Origin of the sequence: Kibdelosporangium aridum (assembly GCF_900176515.1) — a bacterium.
Classification (GTDB): Bacteria; Actinomycetota; Actinomycetes; order Mycobacteriales; family Pseudonocardiaceae; genus Kibdelosporangium; species Kibdelosporangium aridum.
On sequence record NZ_FWXV01000003.1, the window covers coordinates 363,629 to 380,682 of the forward strand.

Genomic DNA, 17,054 nt, shown 5'->3' on the forward strand with positions numbered 1-17,054 from the left:
CACACTACGGATCCAGCTGCCGCACTTCATCCGCCCACCGATCAAGCAGCTGCATGTCATGCGAAATCGCGAGCACACCCGCCTTTGATTCCTTTTGGTAGTCACGAATCACCGCGACCAAAGCCGCTGTCGTCGACGCGTCCAGCATCGTGGTCATCTCGTCGCACACGAGATATGCCGGGCGCAAAGCCAAAGCACGGGCCAGACAGGCTCGCTGGAGTTGCCCGTCGCTGACCTCGTGGGCGCGCCGATCCAGCAGATCCGGCGTCAGAGCAACGAGTTCCGCGAGGTCGTCCACCCGATCGGGCTTGCCGTTGGCACGAGACGGCTCAGCGATGACTTGACGCAGCGTCATCCGTGGATCGACGGACAGCCGAGGTTGCTGGAACAGCACACCGATGCGGGTCCGGTACTGCCGCGGCGCGCGATACCGGAATCCTTCCACCACAGCACCGTCAATGGTGACCGTGCCGGAGAAAGGCTTGTGCAGCAACGACAACACCCTGGCCAAGGTGGATTTGCCGCTGCCGCTCGGCCCGGCGAGGCCGATGGTCGCGCCGGGCTCGACGGCCAGCGAAATGTCAGTGATCACCGGCTGGCGTGGGTGGTAGCCGGCGGTGATGGCCGTGGCGCTCAGCATGGCTGGTGGCAGGCGACGGCGTGACCGTTCACCCGAGTCAATTGTGGACGGTCAGCGCATTCGTCGGTGACGCGGTCGCATCGAGGCGTGAACGCGCAGCCTGGCGGCAGGTCGGTGAGCACGGGCGGCAGTCCTGGGATCGGTGTGAACGCCCGGTCGGGCAACGAATCGACCAGGCCTCGGGTGTACGGATGGCGTGGCGCGTCGAGGACTTCCTCGGCCGGCCCGACTTCGACGAACCGACCGGCGTACATCACGGCGATCCGGTCGGCCACTCGACGGGCGGCCGAGAGGTCGTGTGTGATGAGCAAGACGGCTCGGCCGTCGGCCACGAGCACACGCAATTCGTCGATCAAGGCGTCGACCAATGCCCGGTCGAGGCCGGTGGTCGGCTCGTCAGCGATGATCAGCCACGGGTCACCGGCGAGGGCCAAGGCCGTGGCCACTCGTTGTGCCATGCCGCCCGACAACTGGTGCGGGTACAAGTCCAGGTCGGCGGGCTTGAGACCGGCCCGCGCGGCAACGGAGTCCGCAGACGGCCTTTCCGAGGCCGGATGCAGGAACCGCAGCGCCTCATCCAACTGGGCCCGGGCCGTGCGTACGGGCGTGAGGTGTGCCGCGGGGCTTTGCGGTACGAGCCCGATCTGCCTGCCGCGGACCTGCTGGCTGAGCACTTGGTCGGACGCGGACAGCAAGTCCAGCGAGCCGAGCATCGCGGTCCCGGCGACTTCCGCGTTGCCGGGCAGGAATCCCAGCAACGCACTCGCCAACACCGACTTGCCACACCCGCTTTCACCCACCAGCGCGAGACATTCGCCGGGCGAGACCGAGAACGACACGTCGCTGACCGCAGACACTCTCGCGTCAGGCAACGTGAACCGGACGGACAACGAGTCAACGGCCAGGTTCCCTGTGACACTCACCATGACAACTCCGAGCGACGCCGTGGGTTGAGCCGGTCCCGCCACACTCCGCTGAGCCCGGAGATCGCGAGTGTCGCGATCACCAGAACCAGCCCTGGCGCCAAGGACATCCACCATCCACCGGTCAGCAACGACCGCTTGGCATCGTTGATCATGTTGCCGATGCTGGCCATGTGCGGCGGCATTCCCAAACCGAGGAAGGACAACGCGGTCTCGTGCCAGACGGCGTGCGGGATCATCAAAGTCGTGGCCAGCAACACCTGCGGGGCCACGTTGGGCAGCAGATGCCTGCCCATCACGCGCATCCGGGACGAGCCTCCGACTATCGCGGCATCAATGAACGGCCTGCCGCGCAACGAAAGGATCTCCGACCGCACGATCCGTGCCGACGACAGCCAATGTGTCAGGCCGATCGAGATGATCACTGACGTCAGGCTCGGGCCGAGCACAGCGACGATCACGATGCCCAGCAACAGGTGCGGTACCGACGCGACCGTGTCGACCAACCGCATGAGCAGCCGGTCCACCCAACCGCCCGCGGCTCCGGCAAGCGCACCGACCAACGTTCCCAGGACCGTCGAGACCAAAGCGGCCACGATCCCGACCATCAGCGAGACGCGCAAGCCGTAGATCACCCGCAACAGGACGTCCCGGCCCATCTCGTCGGTGCCGAACGGGTGCGCGAAACTCGGTGGCCGGTTGGCGATCGCGAGGTCGACGAACTGCTGGTTGAGGTTGACCACCAGCGGCACGACGATCACCGTGACGGCCAGTACACCCAGGATGACCGCTGACGAAAGCAGCCGCACCCGCGGTGATTTGGGCGCCGCGGCCACTGCGATGCGTGATCGCGTGACCTGTCGCCATGAAGTGTCAACCATCGAACCCCACCCTCGGGTCAGCCAACGAGTAGAGCACGTCAGCGATCAGGTTGCCCAGCAGCACCGCCGCGGTGGCCAGCAGTGTCAATGCGCCGAGCAACGCGAAGTCGACGTTCAACGCGGCGTCCACAGTGGCCTTCGCGATCCCCGGCCACGAGAACACCGTCTCCACCAGCAGAGCGCCACTGATCAACTCCGGCAACCGGGAACCGAGCAGAGTGAGGAACGGCAACAGCGACGTCCGCAGCGCGTGCCCGAGAACCACAGTCCGGTCGGGCAGTCCTCTCGCCCGCGCACCGATCACGTAGTCCTGGGTCAGCGATTCCATCAGGTTCTGCCGGATGAACAAGGCGAACCACGGTGCTTGCGAGATTGCCAGCACGGCTGCGGGCAAGATGATGTGCCGGACGAGTTGCCCGAAATCCAGCGCCTGATCTCCGTCGGTGAGCCCGCCACCCGGTAACCACTGCAGTTGCTGCGCGAAGATGAACAGGGCACCGAGGCCGAGCCAGAACACTGGCGCGGCTTCCAGGACGTACGAGCCTGATGTGATCGCCCGGTCCAGCCAGCCACCCTGCCGCCACGCGGCCAGCGTGCCCAGCACCAGCCCGAGCACCAAGGCCATGCCGAACCCGACCGCCAGTAGCAGCGTCGACCAGCCGAGCCGGTCGCCGACCACCTGCGAAACGGGCTGCTGCAAGGACAAGGAGTCGCCGAAGTCGCCCGTGATCGCGTGCCCGAGCCATGCCGTGTACTGCTCCAGCACCGGTTTGTCGACGCCCCAGTTCTCCCGGATCTGCGCCACCCGCTCGGGGTCCGCGCCGATGATCCGTACCCCGAAGTATCGCTCGACCGGGTCGAACGGGGATGCCTTCGCGAGCAGGAACAGCCCGAAGCTGACGATCAGCAGGACCGGGACGGCGAACGCCAGCCTGCGCAGGACCAGCTTGCCGATACCGGATTTCATTTCGGTGACCAGTGTTCGAGGTTCCACCAGACCGCGTGGACCATGCCGTGGTCATGCGGCTCGACCTGTTCCTCGAGCCCGGTCCACTTGTCCCGCATGACATACGTGTGGTCGAGGAACACCAGGAACGCCCAGCCGGGGTCGGCGATGAACGCCTTCTGGAAGTCGCCGTACGCCTGCTTGCGAGCCGCGCGGTCGAGGTTCTTGCGAGCCTCGTCCAGTGCGGTGTCGACCTGAGAGTTCTTGTACAAGGTCATGTTGACGTAACCCGGCTGTCCACTGTAGCGCGAATGCAGCAAGGTGTAGGCCGCGGTGTCCGGGTCGTACGGATCACCGCCGCCCCACACGGCCGCGGTTTCCTTCTGCCGCTGCAACATCAGCTCGAACTTGGTCGCCTCGACCGGTGCGTCGATGCCCAGCTTGGCGAGATCACTGCCGACGGCGAGGGCGAGGTCCTTGCGCAGCGAGTCCTCGGCTGGGTACAGGATCGGCAGTCGCGCGGGCTGGCCGTCCTTGGCGCGCTTGCCGTCCGGCCCCAGCCGCCAGCCTGCCTCATCCAGCAGGGCACCGGCCTTCTGTGCGTCGAAGTCGAACTTTGCCGCCGGGTCGTACCATTCGGCGAGGTAGGGCGAGATCGGTGTCGCGGCTGGCTTTCCGGCACCGGCGAGGACGGTGTCGATCATCGCCTGCCGGTTGATGCCGGTGTTGATCGCGACCCGGACCTTCGGGTCCTTGGTGAACGGAAGCTCCGACGGAATTCCCAGCCCCCGGTAGTCCGCGGACGGGTTCTGCACGACCCGGTAGCCGGACTTGTCACGGTAAGTCTGGGCCAGTCGCGGCGGTAGGACGGTCGCGTCGAACTCACCGGAGGCCATACGGGTAGCGCGTGCGTTGTCGTCGGTGATGTAGACGAAGGTGACAGTCTTGATGGCTGGAGCTTTGTTCCAGTGGCCCTCGTTGGCTTTGAGCACCATCCGGTCGCCCTTGCGCCACTGGTTCACTGTGTAAGGCCCGGTCCCGATCGGCGCGGTGTTGAACGGGGCTGCGTTGATGTCTTGGCCGTCGAAAGCCTTACGCGGCACAATGCCCAGCGTGAGCGTCTGGTCGAACGGCGAGTACGGGTACTTCAGCTTGAAGACGACCGTGCTGTCATCCGGCGCCTCGACCTGGGCGAGCGGGTCGTAACGGGACGCGATGGTCGAGTTGACCTTGGGGTCGAGGACGGACTTGTAGGTGAACACCACGTCTTGCGCGGACAACGGTGTGCCGTCGGAGAACTTGACGCCTTGGCGGAGTTTCGCTGTCCAGGTCAGGCCGTCGGCGGATGCTTCGGGCAGCTTCTCGGCCAGGGCGGGCGTCAGCTTGAGCTTGGCGTCCCTGTCGACAAGGCCGTCGAAGATCTTTGAGGCGCCGTCGGGGGCGTAGCCGAGGATGGGGTTGAGGTTGTCTGGTTCTTGACCGGCGCCGATCACGATGGATGGCGGGCCGCTGGCGGGGCCTTCCTGGGGGACGGAACACCCCGCCATCACAAGGGCACCAAGCAGGACAAACCCGACGACCGTTCGCATACGGCCATCTCATACTAGTAGCCATGGTTTTGCAATAAGCGGTATATCACCAGATGAACGCTGGATGCTGTGGTTGCTTTCGGGGCGCTCTTGGGTCGCCGCGGCGCGCGCTGTGCCTACTTCGGCGCGCTCTGGCTCACTGCGGCGCGCTCTGGCTCACTGCGGCGCGCTCTGTGGTCACCTCGGCGCGCTCCTGTGAGAGGTCGGCGCGATTTGGTGTGGAGCCTCTGCGCCGCAAAGGACAGGGAAAGCGGGCAGGACCTGCGGCCCTGCCCCGCCGACAAGCTTATTTGCGGCGCTACTCCACACAAAATCGCGCCGACTACCACTTTTGGCGCGCCTTTCTGTGCCTGGGGCGCGCCTCCGCTGTTCTTCAGGCGCGCCTTCGCTTGGGGCCGGGCGCGCCTCCGCTGTTCTTGGGGCGTGACTGCCCTTGGGCTGGACGCCTCCGCTTTAGCGTGGGGCGCGCCTTCAGTTGGGGCTGCGCCATCCCGTCATCGCCGGGTGTCGCGTCGGTTGGCGTCGTTGTCCACGTCGATGCGTTCCTTTCGCACCTTCTCGCGGATCTGTTGCTGTTCCGTCACTTCCTCGGCCCTCATGCGAACTTGTTCCACCGGCACGGCTTCCTTGGCCACTACCGGCTTCTCCTCGTGCAGGACTACTTCCTGCTCTTCCTCGCCGATCCTTGCCTTGCCTGCGCGGCGGGGGTCGACCGGCTCGCGCTCGATTCGGATTTCTTCGTGCGACACTGGCACTGTGACCTGCTGTTCTTCGGTCACTACGTGCTTGCGCAGCCGTACTCGGCCGGACTCGACTCGCTTGGTTCCGACGTTCAACTGTTCCTCGGAACGGGTCATTACTTGGTCGCCTTGGCGGCGGTCGCCGGTGCGTTGGGTGGGCATGCCGTAGTACTCGTACAAGCCCATGCTTTCCTGTGCCGACAGCCTTCCGTCGGCTTCTATTCGCGGGGCGTCCTTGATCTTGTCCTTGCCCCAGTTGACGTGCAGGCCGTCGTTCCCTGATGTCGCGCCTGCCAGCGGGACGAAGCTCTCCTTGTGCCCGAACAGGCCAGTGTGGACCGTGACCCACTCCGGCTGCTGCGACTCTTCGCTCAGGTACACCGTTCCGACCCGGCCGACGCGCTCACCGCGCGTGTCGTATACCTCGCTGCCAACGAGTTCCTGCGGTCCCATGCCTTCACCCTCCGTGTCTATAAAGGACAACGTTCGGAAGTCCACGGTCCACTGAGTACGCATGCACTGCAAACCGGGCCGTATTGGACGGCAGGAGATATCCGCTTGTCGGCCACGCTCAGCGAGAACAAGACCGTCAGGGTGAGTGGTTTATCCACAGTGGAAGCGGGTAACGGGAGATACCGCCGCGTGCACTTGCGAGCCCTGTGGGTGACACAAGACTCGGACGCGGGTTTCCAAAGGACTACCAGCCCCACCGCGATGCGGCGGCAGGTGCCAGAAAGCTGTACGCGGGCAAAGGTGCCACGAACTCGGCAGCGTGGCCAGCCACAGCCGCCCGTGCGGTCTCCACGTCGGCCAACGGCAACAGGAAAGCCCTGCGCGCTGTTCCCGGCAAGGACACCGATTCCCTGGCCAGGGCCGCGACCGGGGCGAGCGCGTCCTCGCCCCACTGCGGCGAGCGAAGATACACATGTACCTCGACCAAACCGTCGAGCCGATCGAGATGCCCGCGCAACGTCGTCGCGGACGGTTTCAGCACCTCGACCGGGATCGCGGCCTCGTCATCGGCGAAAGTCCCGAACCGCAACGGCACCACTGGGCCATTGGTCACCATCCCGCAGAGCATCTGCAGGTGGGCCATGGCATCGTCCACGCCCAACGACCGGCCGTCCGGGACCTCGCTGACTACGACGGCCAAGTCCTCCCACGTGACAAGGCGGACACCGGTTGGAACGGGATGCTCAGCGCGGACGACACCATGCAGGCGTAGCCTCATCTCTCCTCTTCGCTCACACGTTCGGTCTGCACCGACGGGGGCGGGACTGGGGGCGGTACTGCCACGGGAATCGCGGGCAGCAGGCCGAACGTTCCGGCGATGCCCTGGGTACCTGGCGGCGGGATGGTGCCGCTGCGGCGGGTCATCTCCACGCGGTGCATGGCTTCCAGATACCGGATGTACGTGTCCACGCTGGCGATCACGATCTTAGCCTCGATGGTCAGGATCTCGATCCCGATCACCGACACCCTGATCGTCGCGTCGATCACGAGTCCCTTGTCCAGCAGGATGTTCAGCGCCTCGGCAAGGCCACCGGGGGCGGGTACGACTGGCGCGCTCATGTCACGGTCCCTTCCACGCCGAGCGCCACCCGCAACTCGGCGAACTGTGCTCGCAATGCGATCAGTGCCTGGCCAAGCCGTTCGACTTCGTCGTCGGTCAGCGAACCGGCCGCCACTCGGCGCAGCGCCTGCCGTTCCAGCAACTCGGCGACGACTTCGAGCACGGCGACCACCAGCCTGCCGAGGCCTTGTCCGGCGTCGGCGGGAATCCGGGCGTCACTCATCTATCCCCACCAGCAGCGCTCTCAGGTCGAGCCGGATCAGGTCGATACCGGCCAGCGAGATGATCACGTCACCCCTGATCACCGCGCCGCAGTCGACGATGCGGTCCAACAGGTCGGCCAAGGACGGTTCACTCACCTTTGAACCGCCAGCTCTATCCGGGTGAACGAGTACGGCGGCCACGGCCCGGTCGTGTGCACGGTCGCGCCAAGTCGTTCCAGCGGTTCGGAAAGCCGGGTGACACTGTCCCGGAATGACGTCTCATTGTCCTGTGGGACAAGGTAAGCGGCGTCCAGTAAGGTGTTCGGCCGGTGTTCCCGGCACGCCGCTTCGGTGGCGTGACAGGACAGCTTGGCGTGCATGTTCTGTGCCGCTTTGGCCTGGTCCCGGTCGCGGGACAACGCGCTTTGCCGGTGCCGCAGGTATTCCGTGCCCGACAGCCCATCGGCCGGCGCTTCCGGCTGGGCGGCGCACTCGACCCGCACGCCCCACTCGCGGTGGCCCGCGACACGGTCGAGCCAGGTCAACGCCTCCTCGCGGCGCTCCCGCAGTAGATCCAACGCCGCCTGCTCGCCGGTCACGACCGTGCCGAACCGCAGCGGCAGCACGGGTTCGTGCTCGAACACGGCACGCACCACGGCGTCGTGTTCACGGGCGAGCGTCGCCAACGCGCTGTCCTCCACTGGATCGGCCTCCAGGTTGGTGAACTGCGCGAGGTCGACATCGGCGACCACAGCGCCGATTCCGTTGTGGGCGATCAACCTCGGTTCGGCGGCTGTGCGCAGCGCGGGGAGTTCGATCTCGCTGTCGCGAGTGATCGCGTAGACGCACAGGCCTTTCTCCACGTTCGCGAGCTGGGCGGCGGACGGCGGCCGGTACGGCTTGACCGCTTCCGCGATCATGGCGCTGACCAGCTGTTCGGACAGCACCTCGACCGCCTTGGACCTGGCCAGCCGCAACGCTTCGGCGAGGATCTGCGGCGCGTGTTGCCGGGCGAGCAGTTCGATCTCAGCGCTCAAGACACACCGTCCGACGCCAGGGCGCGCTCCAGTTCGGCCACCCTGCCGCGCAGTTGTTCCAGCTCACCAGCGGGCTGGACGCTTCTCGGCGCGAAGAACGGATCACCTGTCCACCAGTCCATGCCCAACTCCTTGGCGGTGGACGCGGAGGCGATGAACAGGCGTAACCGCAGCGTCAGCAGTTCGATGTCAACGACGTTGACCGCGATGTCCCCGACGATGACGACGCCCTTGTCCAGTACCCGTTCCAGGACATCGGCGAGCGAACTCGGACTGTTCTCCACAGTGGACATACCTGCCTATATGTCAGTAGTGCCACGCGTATAGCGCCGGAGCCGTTCACAGGACACCAGTGCGCCGCCCTTGTCGACGTCGACGCGATACGTGGCCAGCACGCTGGTGCTGGCCGGGATTCGTTCCAGCTCAACCACATCGATCAGCACGGACCAGCCGTCCGGCGTTGCCCGCACGCCGGTGACGCCGTCCGGCTGACGCCCGGTGATCTGACTGAACTGCTCGGCTGCCAAGTGGATCGCGGTGACCGCCGTGAGGGTGGGCGGCGATCCCGGCGAGCTCTCGGATGACGGTTTCGGTTCATCAGACGATCGCACATTCATCGCGATCATGATCGGTGAGCGAGAACCCGTGTTACCGCGTCCCGGCGGCGACTCCCCAACGGCTGGCATGCCGGTTACGTGAGTTGTCGCAGTGCGCAGCCCCTGCTGGCGGAGTGCCAGTACGGCCGTTTCCGCAAATCTCGACTACTAGGCGTACTCGATTACAAGTGGATAACTCAGTCAAGGGAGTTTACTACCAAGATCTAGACGGCCGAAGATGGGACGAATACGGCCTGCTCCTATCGGGTGATATACGTAAACCGACCGGGGGTGACCATGATCCTGTTCGAAGGCCAGGACGTCGAAGAAGTGCACGAGGTGGTGAGTACCCACTTCGCGCCGCACCGGCTGCGCGTCATCGAGGACCGGGAACTCAATGGCCGGTTCGTCACGTCCCACGTCGGCCCGGTCTCGGTCTTCACGCTCGGTTACGGCGCGACCGTCGAAGTCCGGCCCGGCGAACTGCCGGACATCTACAACATCCATGTTCCGCTGACCGGGTACGGCACCCTATGGGTCGACGGACAGCAGGTCGGCACCGACAACAGCATGGTCGGTCCTGGGCAACGGCTGGACATGCGGTGGAGCGCGGACAGCGACACGCTGATCCTGCGGATCGTGCGCGAGGCGATCGACGACGCGCTCGGCAAGCGACTGGGCGAAATTCCGGCAACGCCGATCCATTTCGACGCCGACATGCACGCAGCCAACGCGGGCTCGTGGCTCGCCGCCGCGCGAATCTTCGGCGAAAGCGCGGCCGCGGGCCTGTTCGCCCAGTCCCCGCTGGCGGCGGCGCACTTCGAGCAACTGCTGCTGCAAGGCTTGTTGGACAGTCAGCCGCACACGTTGACCGATCAGCTGAACGAGTCAGGGAACATCGATCTGCCGGCGGTTCTGCGGCGGGCGATGGCGTTCTGCGAGGAACGGGCGGGCGATCCCATTTCCATCGCCGACATCGCCGTCGCCGCGCACACCGGCGTCCGGTCGTTGCAGCGGTTGTTCAAGACCCGGTTGCAGATGACCCCGCTCGAGTACCTCCAGCGGGTGCGCCTCGACCGCGCGCACCAAGACCTACGGACAGCGCGGGGAACCGTTGCCGAGGTGGCGATGCGCTGGGGCTTCACGCACCTCGGCCGGTTCTCCGCCCTGTACCGCAAGGCCTACGGACACACCCCCAGTGAGACTGTCCGTAGATCAACCCACGGAGAGCAGGCTGGCTCCCCGAGAGGACAACTTGTGTACCGCGGACCCGTTGGCGCGGTGGGTGATCACGAGCCCGGCGTCACGCAGCACAGTGGCGTGCTGTGACGCGCCCGCGACGGAGATGCCGATCGCCCTGGCCAGCTCGGAAGTGTTGACCCGCGGTGCTTCGGCGATCGTGCGCAGCACGTTCGCCCGGGTCCGGCCGAGCAGGGCGATCAGGGACTCCGGCCGTGGCGCGGATCGCTGCGACGTGACCGGTCCGCACCAGCCGAGCTCCCGTTCGACGGGATAGACCAGGATCGGGTCACGCTCGGGGTCGGCCAGCGTGATCGGGCCCTGCCAGCAGAAGAACGACGGCATCAGCGTCAGGCCACGGCCGCCCAAATGGATCTCATGGTCGACCGGGTAGTCGATTTCCAGCACGGGTGCACGCCATTTCATCGACGGGTGCAGCATCGTGAGCATGCTTTCGATGCCGCAATCCGTGGTCAGTTCCGCGCGCTTGTTGCGGTCGGCGCGGACATGCGAGCGAATCGTCTGCCAATGTGGCTGCAGAACGTCTTCGTGGTAACGCCGGATGCTGTTCGCGAGCTGGCGCATGGCGTTCGCGTCACCGTCGGCGATCCCGACCACCCACGTCGGCAGCTTGGTTTCCGCGGCCAGCAGCTGGATGTCGCCGCGCAGCACGGGTTTGCCCGTACTGAGCAGGCTTTCCAGGGCGGTGTCGAGATCGGTGGTGTCCACTGCGGGCGTCAGGAAGTCCGGTGAGTATCCCTTCGGTGGTGCCAGTGTGGCGAGAATGGCCGCCGACGGCCGCATTGCCGCCCGTGCCTGCCGCCGCCAGTTCTCGAACATCAACGAACCACTACTGCCCTGCAACAAATGCATGCTCAACAGCACTTCCCACAGCGGGTGCGGTTCGGCACGAACCCGGATTCGGGCCAGATCGTCCGCGGTGAAATGAATGCGCAGCACTCGTCCCCCTGCAACCAAGTTGGTGCGCCGGCACCCCCCGTGCCGGCCAAGGCAAACGATAGCCATCGGCGAATGCCATGGATATCCACTGGACGACAACCTCGCTGTCGTTGAGTGGATATCCGCCCGGAACCGCCGCCCGGAAACCCTCCCATGATCAACTCGTCGGACGCACCAGCTTTCACATATCCCTGAAACCCCGGGCCGATCATCCGACCTTTCCGGCTTGACCTAGATACCCCCTGCCCGTATGTTGCTCGTATACCGGTAAGGGGTATTCACGGGAGGCAACCGATGTCCGACGACCGTTACTTCACCCGCGACGGCGCCACAATCGCCTACCAGTACACCGGTAGCGGCACACCACTCGGCTACGCGCACGGCGTGTTCCTCAGCCGAGATGCCGTGCGGCGCATGGAGTTATTCGATTTCGACACCTTGTCCGCCGATCGCGGTCTGCTCACGTTCGACCAACGCGGCCACGGCCAGTCCACCGGACGTCCGGTCGTGGCCGACTACACCTTCGCCAACGTCGCACTGGATCTGCTGGGAGTGCTGGACGCGGCCGGGGTCGACGAGCCGATCGACTTCGCCGGATCGTCATGGGGCGCCGCGGCAGCCTTGCACGCGGCGGTGATCGAGCCCGCGCGGTTCCGCAGCCTCGTCTTGATCATCCCGCCGGTGGCCTGGGAGGACGGCCCCGTGCAGGCACAGCAGTGGTACTCCGACACCGCGGACGAGATCGAGCGGCTTGGTGGACCGGCGTGGCGCAAGGCTTGGGCGGACGCCGATCCGTTGCCCATCTTCGCCGACTACCCCAAGTTCGACCTGACGCCCGAGGTGCCCGACGAGCTGTTGCCGTCCGTGCTGCGCGGAATCGGCCAGTCCGACCTGCCACCGCAGGAACTCGTCGGCGAGTTGCGGATGCCGACCTTGATCATGACGTGGGAGACCGATCCCCTGCACCCGGCCGAAACCGCGCAACGGCTGCACGAACTGATCCCGGGGTCACAGCTGCACATCGCGGCTTCAGTGCCGGAGATCCAGACGTGGACCGCACGGACGGCCAAGTTCCTCAGTCTTCGCGAACGATCGTGAACGCCTCGGGCCGCCTTCCGCGAGTCCACTGGCGAAGGTCAGCCGGTTCGCACGTCGTTGAGCCACATCTGCAGGGCGACGCGGCTCTCGCGCAAGGTTCGGGCGTGCTCGCCGAGGCCGGTGTGTGAGTGGCCGTGCCGTGGCGCGTTGGGGCTCCAGAACTTGGAGAACGCGAGCTTGATGCAGTCCTCGACGGTGGTGGCGTGGTAGAGCAGCAGTTCGGCGACGCGTTCCTGAAGTGAACCCGGTTCGCAGCCGAGATCCGTGGCTTCCCGGTGCAGCCTGGCGTACTCGCTGACGATCCTGCCTCCGCGGCGGGCGACGTCGGCGGGCGGCGTGCCGGCCCGGCAGCACTCGGCGATGGTCTCCTCCGCGTTGGGCTGAGCCCGGATGCCCTGATCAACAAGATCGATCAAGGCCGCCAACCGGTTGGCCAGGTCGTTGGGCGGTTCGACCGCCCTCGCCTTCCGCCACATCCCCATGGCCACCTCCACCACCGACGTTGGTGCATGGATGACTTACACAGTAGTGCCCTCGAGGACAAAACAGCAGCTGAAACCCGAAATCCCGGACGCGGTCCGCCAGTCGGACTTGACCTTGACGCGGCGTCAACGTTTTAACTGGACGCATGCGAATCGGGGAACTCGCCGAGATGGTCGGCCTGTCGACCAGGGCGATCAGGCACTACCACCACCGTGGCCTGCTGCCCGAGCCCGCACGGCGGACCAACGGCTACCGAGAATACGGCGTGCGGGACGTGGTCGTGCTCGCCCGGATCCGCAGGCTGACCGAGCTCGGGCTGAGCCTGGACGAGGTCCGCGACGCGCTCGCCGACGAGCAGGGTCGTGACCTGCGCGAAGCACTGGTCGCACTGGACGGGGACCTGGCGAGGCAGGAAGCGGCGATCCGCGAACGCCGGGCCAAGCTGGCTGCCCTGATCGATCGAGCCGAGCTGCACGCCGATTCGACCGTCTCGGGTGAACTCGCCGGGCTGCTCGCCGAGATGCCCGCTCCGGGCGGGGAAATCGGTACGCTGGAACGGGAACTGCTCGCACTGCTGGACATGGCACCGGGCCGGGACGAGGTCGTGTCCGCGTTGCGCGCGCACGCCGCCGATCCCGCGATCCGGGCGCTCAGCGAGGATTTGGCGCGGCGACTGGAAGAACTCGCCGACGCACCGGTCGACGACCCGAGGATCGCGCCGTTGGCGATCGATCTCGTGCGTGGCATCCCGGCGAACCTCGTGCCGTCGGACGTGGATCTCGACCATCCGTTCAACGTGGCCGTACTGGAGTCGCTGAAACCGGCGCAGGCCGAGGTTTTCCGTCAGGCGATGCGACAGGGGGAGGCATGAAGAAACTACTTATCGCTCAGTGGCGCGGTTTCACGGCGCTGTGGTGGTGGATCAGACGCCGCAAGCACGGAACCGGCACTTTGATCGGATACGCCCGCGAGCAGATCCCGATGATCGTCGTGCTGACCGGTGCGCTGGCGCTGGAGACGGCCGTGGTCGGTTTGCTCGTGCCGTGGTGGTGGATCCACATCCTCGATGTCCTCGCGCTGCTCCAAGTTCTGGGCATCGGCGCGGTAATGGTCACCAGGCCGCACTACCTGACCGAGGACACGCTGGTGCTGTGCGAGGGATCGATGTTCGAGCTCCGCGTTCCGCTCACTGTGATCTCGTCGGCCCGCGTGCACCGCAAAGACCACAATGGACCGACTATCGAACTCGCCGACGACACCTTGAGCATCGTCATCGGCAACCAGACCGACGTCACACTCGTGCTGTCGGAACCGATCGCCGTTCCTGGCGGCGAAGCGACGACGATCCGGTTCCGTGCCGACGAACCACGCGACGCGGTCAAGGCGATCAATGAGGCGTCAAGCAAGCTGACGGCGAACGTCCATTAGGTGGTGCCGGACCTCGTGCAAAGTGTGCACGGCGACCCACTTCAGTGATTTCTCCATCGGGCCGGGGTACGTGTAGATCAGCGTGCGCCGCCAACTGGCCTCGTCCAACCGGTCAAGCACAGTGCGGAACAGCAAAGCCGAGTCGGAAAGCTGACGGGCAACGGCTTCGAAGTCCTGCTCGTTGTAACCCTCGTGCTCGGCACGGTCGTCCCGGCCCATCGGCACGCAGTCCGGCGTTTCGGTGCGCAACGCCAGCAACACGCGTTCCCGTTGGACGAGCAGGACATCGCGGACGTGACAGGCGTACTCCAGCGGCGACCAGACACCCGGGCTCGGCCGGTCACGCAGTTTCGCGTCGCTTCGCAGGATTTCCGCGAAGTCCGCGACACCCGCGCTGATCGCCTGCGCCGCCGCTGGATACTCGGTCAGGTCGTATGTGAAGCCACACTCCGAGCAGTGATCCATGGCCTCACATTAACTGAGCGGATCGAGCGTCATGTACGCCTCAAGCGGATTGCCGTCGTGCACAAGGGATTCGTGCGCGCCGACGTCGTCGAAGGCGAAGCCGTACGCCTTGCCGTCGACCATCTGCGAGTGGATCAGCCGTGAGTAGTGGTTGGTCACGGCGTCCTTGTAGAAGTTGGCGTTGCTGGTGTCCGGCTGGTTCGGGTTGGTGATCAGCGTCGAGCGGTTGAACCCGGCGCACAGCGTCCGCGAGATCGGCCCGCGGACCAGGTCGTTCGGCGCGTCGAGCAGCTTGTAGCAGCCGAAAACGCTGTCCGAGTCGGGTTTCTGGAACGAGGTCGCGAAGCCACCGGACGTGTTGGTGAACGTCATCGTGTTGCCCGACACCCGGCCGAAGTACTTGACGTTCGGCTGGTTGGCGAACGGCGTGACCGTCAACGTCCGAGTCGTGTAGTGCGACCAGACCCGGTCGATGTAGTTGCTCATCACGTTGGCCGGCAACGCACCGACGAGCACGCCGTGCCCTGGAGACAAGGCACGAATTCCGTTGTTGCGGATCAGGTTGCCCCAACCCTGTGCCCGCAGCCCGTTGAACACCGCCGTGTATCCCCCGGGCTTGAGGTGACCGGTGTTGCGGACCTGTCCGTTGCCCGCCTTGACGCCGACGGCGTACGGGGCCGAGAACATGTCCACCTGTGTGCTGTTGATCCAGATACCGGAGTCGTTGAGCGTGTACTCCGACCAGCTGAACAGGATGTCGACGTTGGGATCGGTGGGGTTCTGCACCGCCGGCTGGACAAGGCCGCCGGTGGTCAGCTTGAACACCAGCTTCTGGCCGTAGGAGAAGTAGATCCGGCCGGAGAACTTCGGGATCTGGATCGTCCTGGTCTGGCCGTTGGCCGGGCCGACGATGGACGCGTCCGGCGCGGGCGTCGGCGGATTGCCGCCCGCGGGCCAGGGGTGGAACGTGCCGTTGGCGTCGGCCCATCCTTGCCTGCCGGACGAAAGCTGCGTACCGAGGTTGTAGATGTACACCGGACCGCTGCGTCCCGAGCTGTTCTTGATCACGAGCGGGATGGTGGCCGGCACGGCTTGTGCCGCGGGGACAGCGACCACACCCGCCGCGACGGCTGCCGCGGCGACGACGACCGCGAATTTCTTGAGCACCTGCTGTTCCTCCTCAGGGTTGTCCCTCCTGGAGCGTCGACGCCCTCTGCAGGGGCGGTGCTACGAGCACCGGGGCAGGTACTTCAGGGCGCCGACGTGCGCTTTTCCCGTTTCGAACGTGAGAGCGCTCTCACAGGATCAAGGTGACCAGCCGGTATGTCAATGTTTACGGCCGGGCAACGTGCTGTCACTCGAGATCGGCACACGTCCGCTCGTCCGGCAACGCGGGCCGCAGCGTCACGTCGTAGCTGACGCCGTCCACCGACCACGTCGATCTTGGCGACACTTCGGCCACTTCAGCCGCGTCGAACAGCAGGCACATCCCGGCGTTGGTCCGCTCGGCCTGCTTGAACGACCGCAACGGCCACGCGGGCGCGCTCGACGGCGAGCCGGACGTGAACCCGACCGCGAAGACCTTGCTTGGCCGGTACGGACTCGCCTGGCCGGACACCTCCTCGAACCGTTGTCGCAAATCCAGCAAGGGCCCGAACCGCAGGTCGTCCTGATCCGGGTTGGCCGCGGTGGTCTTGTAGCGGCGGTCGCCCGAATTCAGCGTCAGGACAATGACACTGCCGTCGATGATGTTCGGGTTCGAGTACTGCGCGTCCTGGTCGAAGCCCGCGTCATGCATTGCGCTGTACAGCGCCTCGGCCTCGTCGGGATCGATGGCGATCTCCTCGGCGGTGAGCATCGCGCCGTCGCGTTTCCCGGGGCGCAGCACTCGCCCGTCACCGTAAAGGCTGAATTCCGGGACCGCCGCGGCGTCCACGTGACTCGACATAGCCGGAACTTCGGACAACCGCAGCACCAGCGCGTTCCGGTCGGTGGGGATAGGCGGGGCGGCCGCACATCCGACGAGCAGCACCACCGGCAACAGGCAACACAATCGCACACGTACCGGACGGATCCCGGCCACCGGGAGGTTGCCGAGACGGCCAGTTATGGGACAATTCCGCGTTAGGTCCGTGCTTGGGGGAATGACAACGTGCACATCATCGATGAAGCCGCCACGCTCACCGCGAACGGTGGAGGGCTATCGTGAGGGCCGTGTCCACACGCTCGACCAGTCGTCAGCACGGGCTCAGG

The 17,054-nt window shown here is 65.7% G+C and carries 22 protein-coding genes; 4 read left to right on the top strand and 18 right to left on the bottom strand.

The features are described 5' to 3' along the window. Positions 1–4: 4 nt before the first annotated feature. The 13 genes from B9C43_RS20675 to B9C43_RS20735 all read right to left on the bottom strand — a co-directional run bounded on the left by B9C43_RS20675 (position 5) and on the right by B9C43_RS20735 (position 9,149). Complete coding sequence (locus tag B9C43_RS20675; RefSeq protein ID WP_084428547.1) at positions 5–640, bottom strand: ABC transporter ATP-binding protein; 636 nt, start codon at positions 638–640, stop codon at positions 5–7. Beyond that, positions 634–1,566, bottom strand: coding sequence for an ABC transporter ATP-binding protein (locus B9C43_RS20680; protein WP_084428548.1), 933 nt, complete (start codon positions 1,564–1,566; stop codon positions 634–636). The genes B9C43_RS20675 and B9C43_RS20680 overlap by 7 nt, the downstream gene beginning before the upstream one ends. Further along, positions 1,560–2,444: an ABC transporter permease gene (locus B9C43_RS20685; protein ID WP_084428549.1), complete on the bottom strand. Its 885-nt coding sequence runs from the start codon at positions 2,442–2,444 to the stop codon at positions 1,560–1,562. The genes B9C43_RS20680 and B9C43_RS20685 overlap by 7 nt, the downstream gene beginning before the upstream one ends. Continuing rightward, positions 2,437–3,411, bottom strand: a complete 975-nt coding sequence (locus tag B9C43_RS20690; protein ID WP_084428550.1) for an ABC transporter permease — start codon at positions 3,409–3,411, stop codon at positions 2,437–2,439. Before B9C43_RS20690 ends, B9C43_RS20685 begins: the two co-directional genes overlap by 8 nt. Continuing rightward, positions 3,408–4,979, bottom strand: a complete 1,572-nt coding sequence (locus B9C43_RS20695) for an ABC transporter substrate-binding protein (protein ID WP_084428551.1) — start codon at positions 4,977–4,979, stop codon at positions 3,408–3,410. The genes B9C43_RS20690 and B9C43_RS20695 overlap by 4 nt, the downstream gene beginning before the upstream one ends. A 494-nt stretch (positions 4,980–5,473) precedes the next feature. After that, positions 5,474–6,172, bottom strand: a complete 699-nt coding sequence (locus B9C43_RS20700) for a DUF2382 domain-containing protein (RefSeq protein ID WP_084428552.1) — start codon at positions 6,170–6,172, stop codon at positions 5,474–5,476. A 244-nt stretch (positions 6,173–6,416) separates the two neighbouring features. Then, positions 6,417–6,950, bottom strand: coding sequence for a GvpL/GvpF family gas vesicle protein (locus B9C43_RS20705; protein WP_084428553.1), 534 nt, complete (start codon positions 6,948–6,950; stop codon positions 6,417–6,419). Continuing rightward, a complete protein-coding gene (gene gvpJ / locus B9C43_RS20710; RefSeq protein WP_033392391.1) occupies positions 6,947–7,291 on the bottom strand; it encodes a gas vesicle protein GvpJ in 345 nt (114 codons plus the stop codon). The genes B9C43_RS20705 and gvpJ overlap by 4 nt, the downstream gene beginning before the upstream one ends. Beyond that, positions 7,288–7,515: a gas vesicle protein GvpK gene (gene gvpK / locus B9C43_RS20715; RefSeq protein ID WP_033392392.1), complete on the bottom strand. Its 228-nt coding sequence runs from the start codon at positions 7,513–7,515 to the stop codon at positions 7,288–7,290. Before gvpK ends, gvpJ begins: the two co-directional genes overlap by 4 nt. Continuing rightward, entirely contained in the window at positions 7,508–7,651 is a 144-nt protein-coding gene (locus B9C43_RS20720; protein ID WP_235038746.1) for a gas vesicle protein, read from the bottom strand. The genes gvpK and B9C43_RS20720 overlap by 8 nt, the downstream gene beginning before the upstream one ends. Next, positions 7,648–8,532, bottom strand: coding sequence for a GvpL/GvpF family gas vesicle protein (locus B9C43_RS20725; RefSeq protein WP_143446479.1), 885 nt, complete (start codon positions 8,530–8,532; stop codon positions 7,648–7,650). Before B9C43_RS20725 ends, B9C43_RS20720 begins: the two co-directional genes overlap by 4 nt. Then, positions 8,529–8,825: a gas vesicle protein gene (locus tag B9C43_RS20730; protein ID WP_033392393.1), complete on the bottom strand. Its 297-nt coding sequence runs from the start codon at positions 8,823–8,825 to the stop codon at positions 8,529–8,531. Before B9C43_RS20730 ends, B9C43_RS20725 begins: the two co-directional genes overlap by 4 nt. 6 nt (positions 8,826–8,831) lie before the next feature. Continuing rightward, the gene (locus B9C43_RS20735; RefSeq protein WP_084429111.1) at positions 8,832–9,149 is read right to left on the bottom strand and encodes a gas vesicle protein GvpO; all 318 of its coding nucleotides are present in this window, start codon (positions 9,147–9,149) and stop codon (positions 8,832–8,834) included. Between the two features lie 276 nt (positions 9,150–9,425). On the opposite strand from B9C43_RS20735, the gene B9C43_RS20740 reads away from it, so the two are divergent. After that, entirely contained in the window at positions 9,426–10,457 is a 1,032-nt protein-coding gene (locus tag B9C43_RS20740; protein WP_143446480.1) for an AraC family transcriptional regulator, read from the top strand. On the opposite strand, the gene B9C43_RS20745 is transcribed toward B9C43_RS20740, so the two are convergent. Continuing rightward, positions 10,344–11,327: a winged helix-turn-helix domain-containing protein gene (locus tag B9C43_RS20745; protein ID WP_084428556.1), complete on the bottom strand. Its 984-nt coding sequence runs from the start codon at positions 11,325–11,327 to the stop codon at positions 10,344–10,346. The two genes, B9C43_RS20740 and B9C43_RS20745, sit on opposite strands and share 114 nt — an antisense overlap. 294 nt (positions 11,328–11,621) lie before the next feature. Between B9C43_RS20745 and B9C43_RS20750 the strand changes: the two genes are divergently transcribed. Continuing rightward, a complete protein-coding gene (locus B9C43_RS20750; protein WP_084428557.1) occupies positions 11,622–12,425 on the top strand; it encodes an alpha/beta fold hydrolase in 804 nt (267 codons plus the stop codon). A 38-nt stretch (positions 12,426–12,463) separates the two neighbouring features. Here B9C43_RS20750 and B9C43_RS20755 read toward each other — a convergent pair whose 3' ends face one another. Further along, positions 12,464–12,907: a hypothetical protein gene (locus B9C43_RS20755; RefSeq protein ID WP_033392397.1), complete on the bottom strand. Its 444-nt coding sequence runs from the start codon at positions 12,905–12,907 to the stop codon at positions 12,464–12,466. A gap of 146 nt (positions 12,908–13,053) precedes the next feature. On the opposite strand from B9C43_RS20755, the gene B9C43_RS20760 reads away from it, so the two are divergent. Next, positions 13,054–13,779, top strand: coding sequence for a MerR family transcriptional regulator (locus B9C43_RS20760; RefSeq protein ID WP_084428558.1), 726 nt, complete (start codon positions 13,054–13,056; stop codon positions 13,777–13,779). After that, on the top strand, positions 13,776–14,336 hold the full coding sequence (locus B9C43_RS20765) for a hypothetical protein (RefSeq protein ID WP_084428559.1): 561 nt from the start codon (positions 13,776–13,778) through the stop codon (positions 14,334–14,336). The genes B9C43_RS20760 and B9C43_RS20765 overlap by 4 nt, the downstream gene beginning before the upstream one ends. Here the strand turns inward: B9C43_RS20765 and B9C43_RS20770 are convergent. The 3 genes from B9C43_RS20770 to B9C43_RS20780 all read right to left on the bottom strand — a co-directional run bounded on the left by B9C43_RS20770 (position 14,307) and on the right by B9C43_RS20780 (position 16,836). Beyond that, positions 14,307–14,801: a DinB family protein gene (locus B9C43_RS20770; protein WP_084428560.1), complete on the bottom strand. Its 495-nt coding sequence runs from the start codon at positions 14,799–14,801 to the stop codon at positions 14,307–14,309. The genes B9C43_RS20765 and B9C43_RS20770 overlap by 30 nt on opposite strands. A 9-nt stretch (positions 14,802–14,810) precedes the next feature. Further along, complete coding sequence (locus B9C43_RS20775; RefSeq protein WP_084428561.1) at positions 14,811–15,968, bottom strand: glycoside hydrolase family 64 protein; 1,158 nt, start codon at positions 15,966–15,968, stop codon at positions 14,811–14,813. A 187-nt stretch (positions 15,969–16,155) separates the two neighbouring features. Beyond that, complete coding sequence (locus B9C43_RS20780; protein WP_084428562.1) at positions 16,156–16,836, bottom strand: hypothetical protein; 681 nt, start codon at positions 16,834–16,836, stop codon at positions 16,156–16,158. Positions 16,837–17,054: the final 218 nt, after the last annotated feature.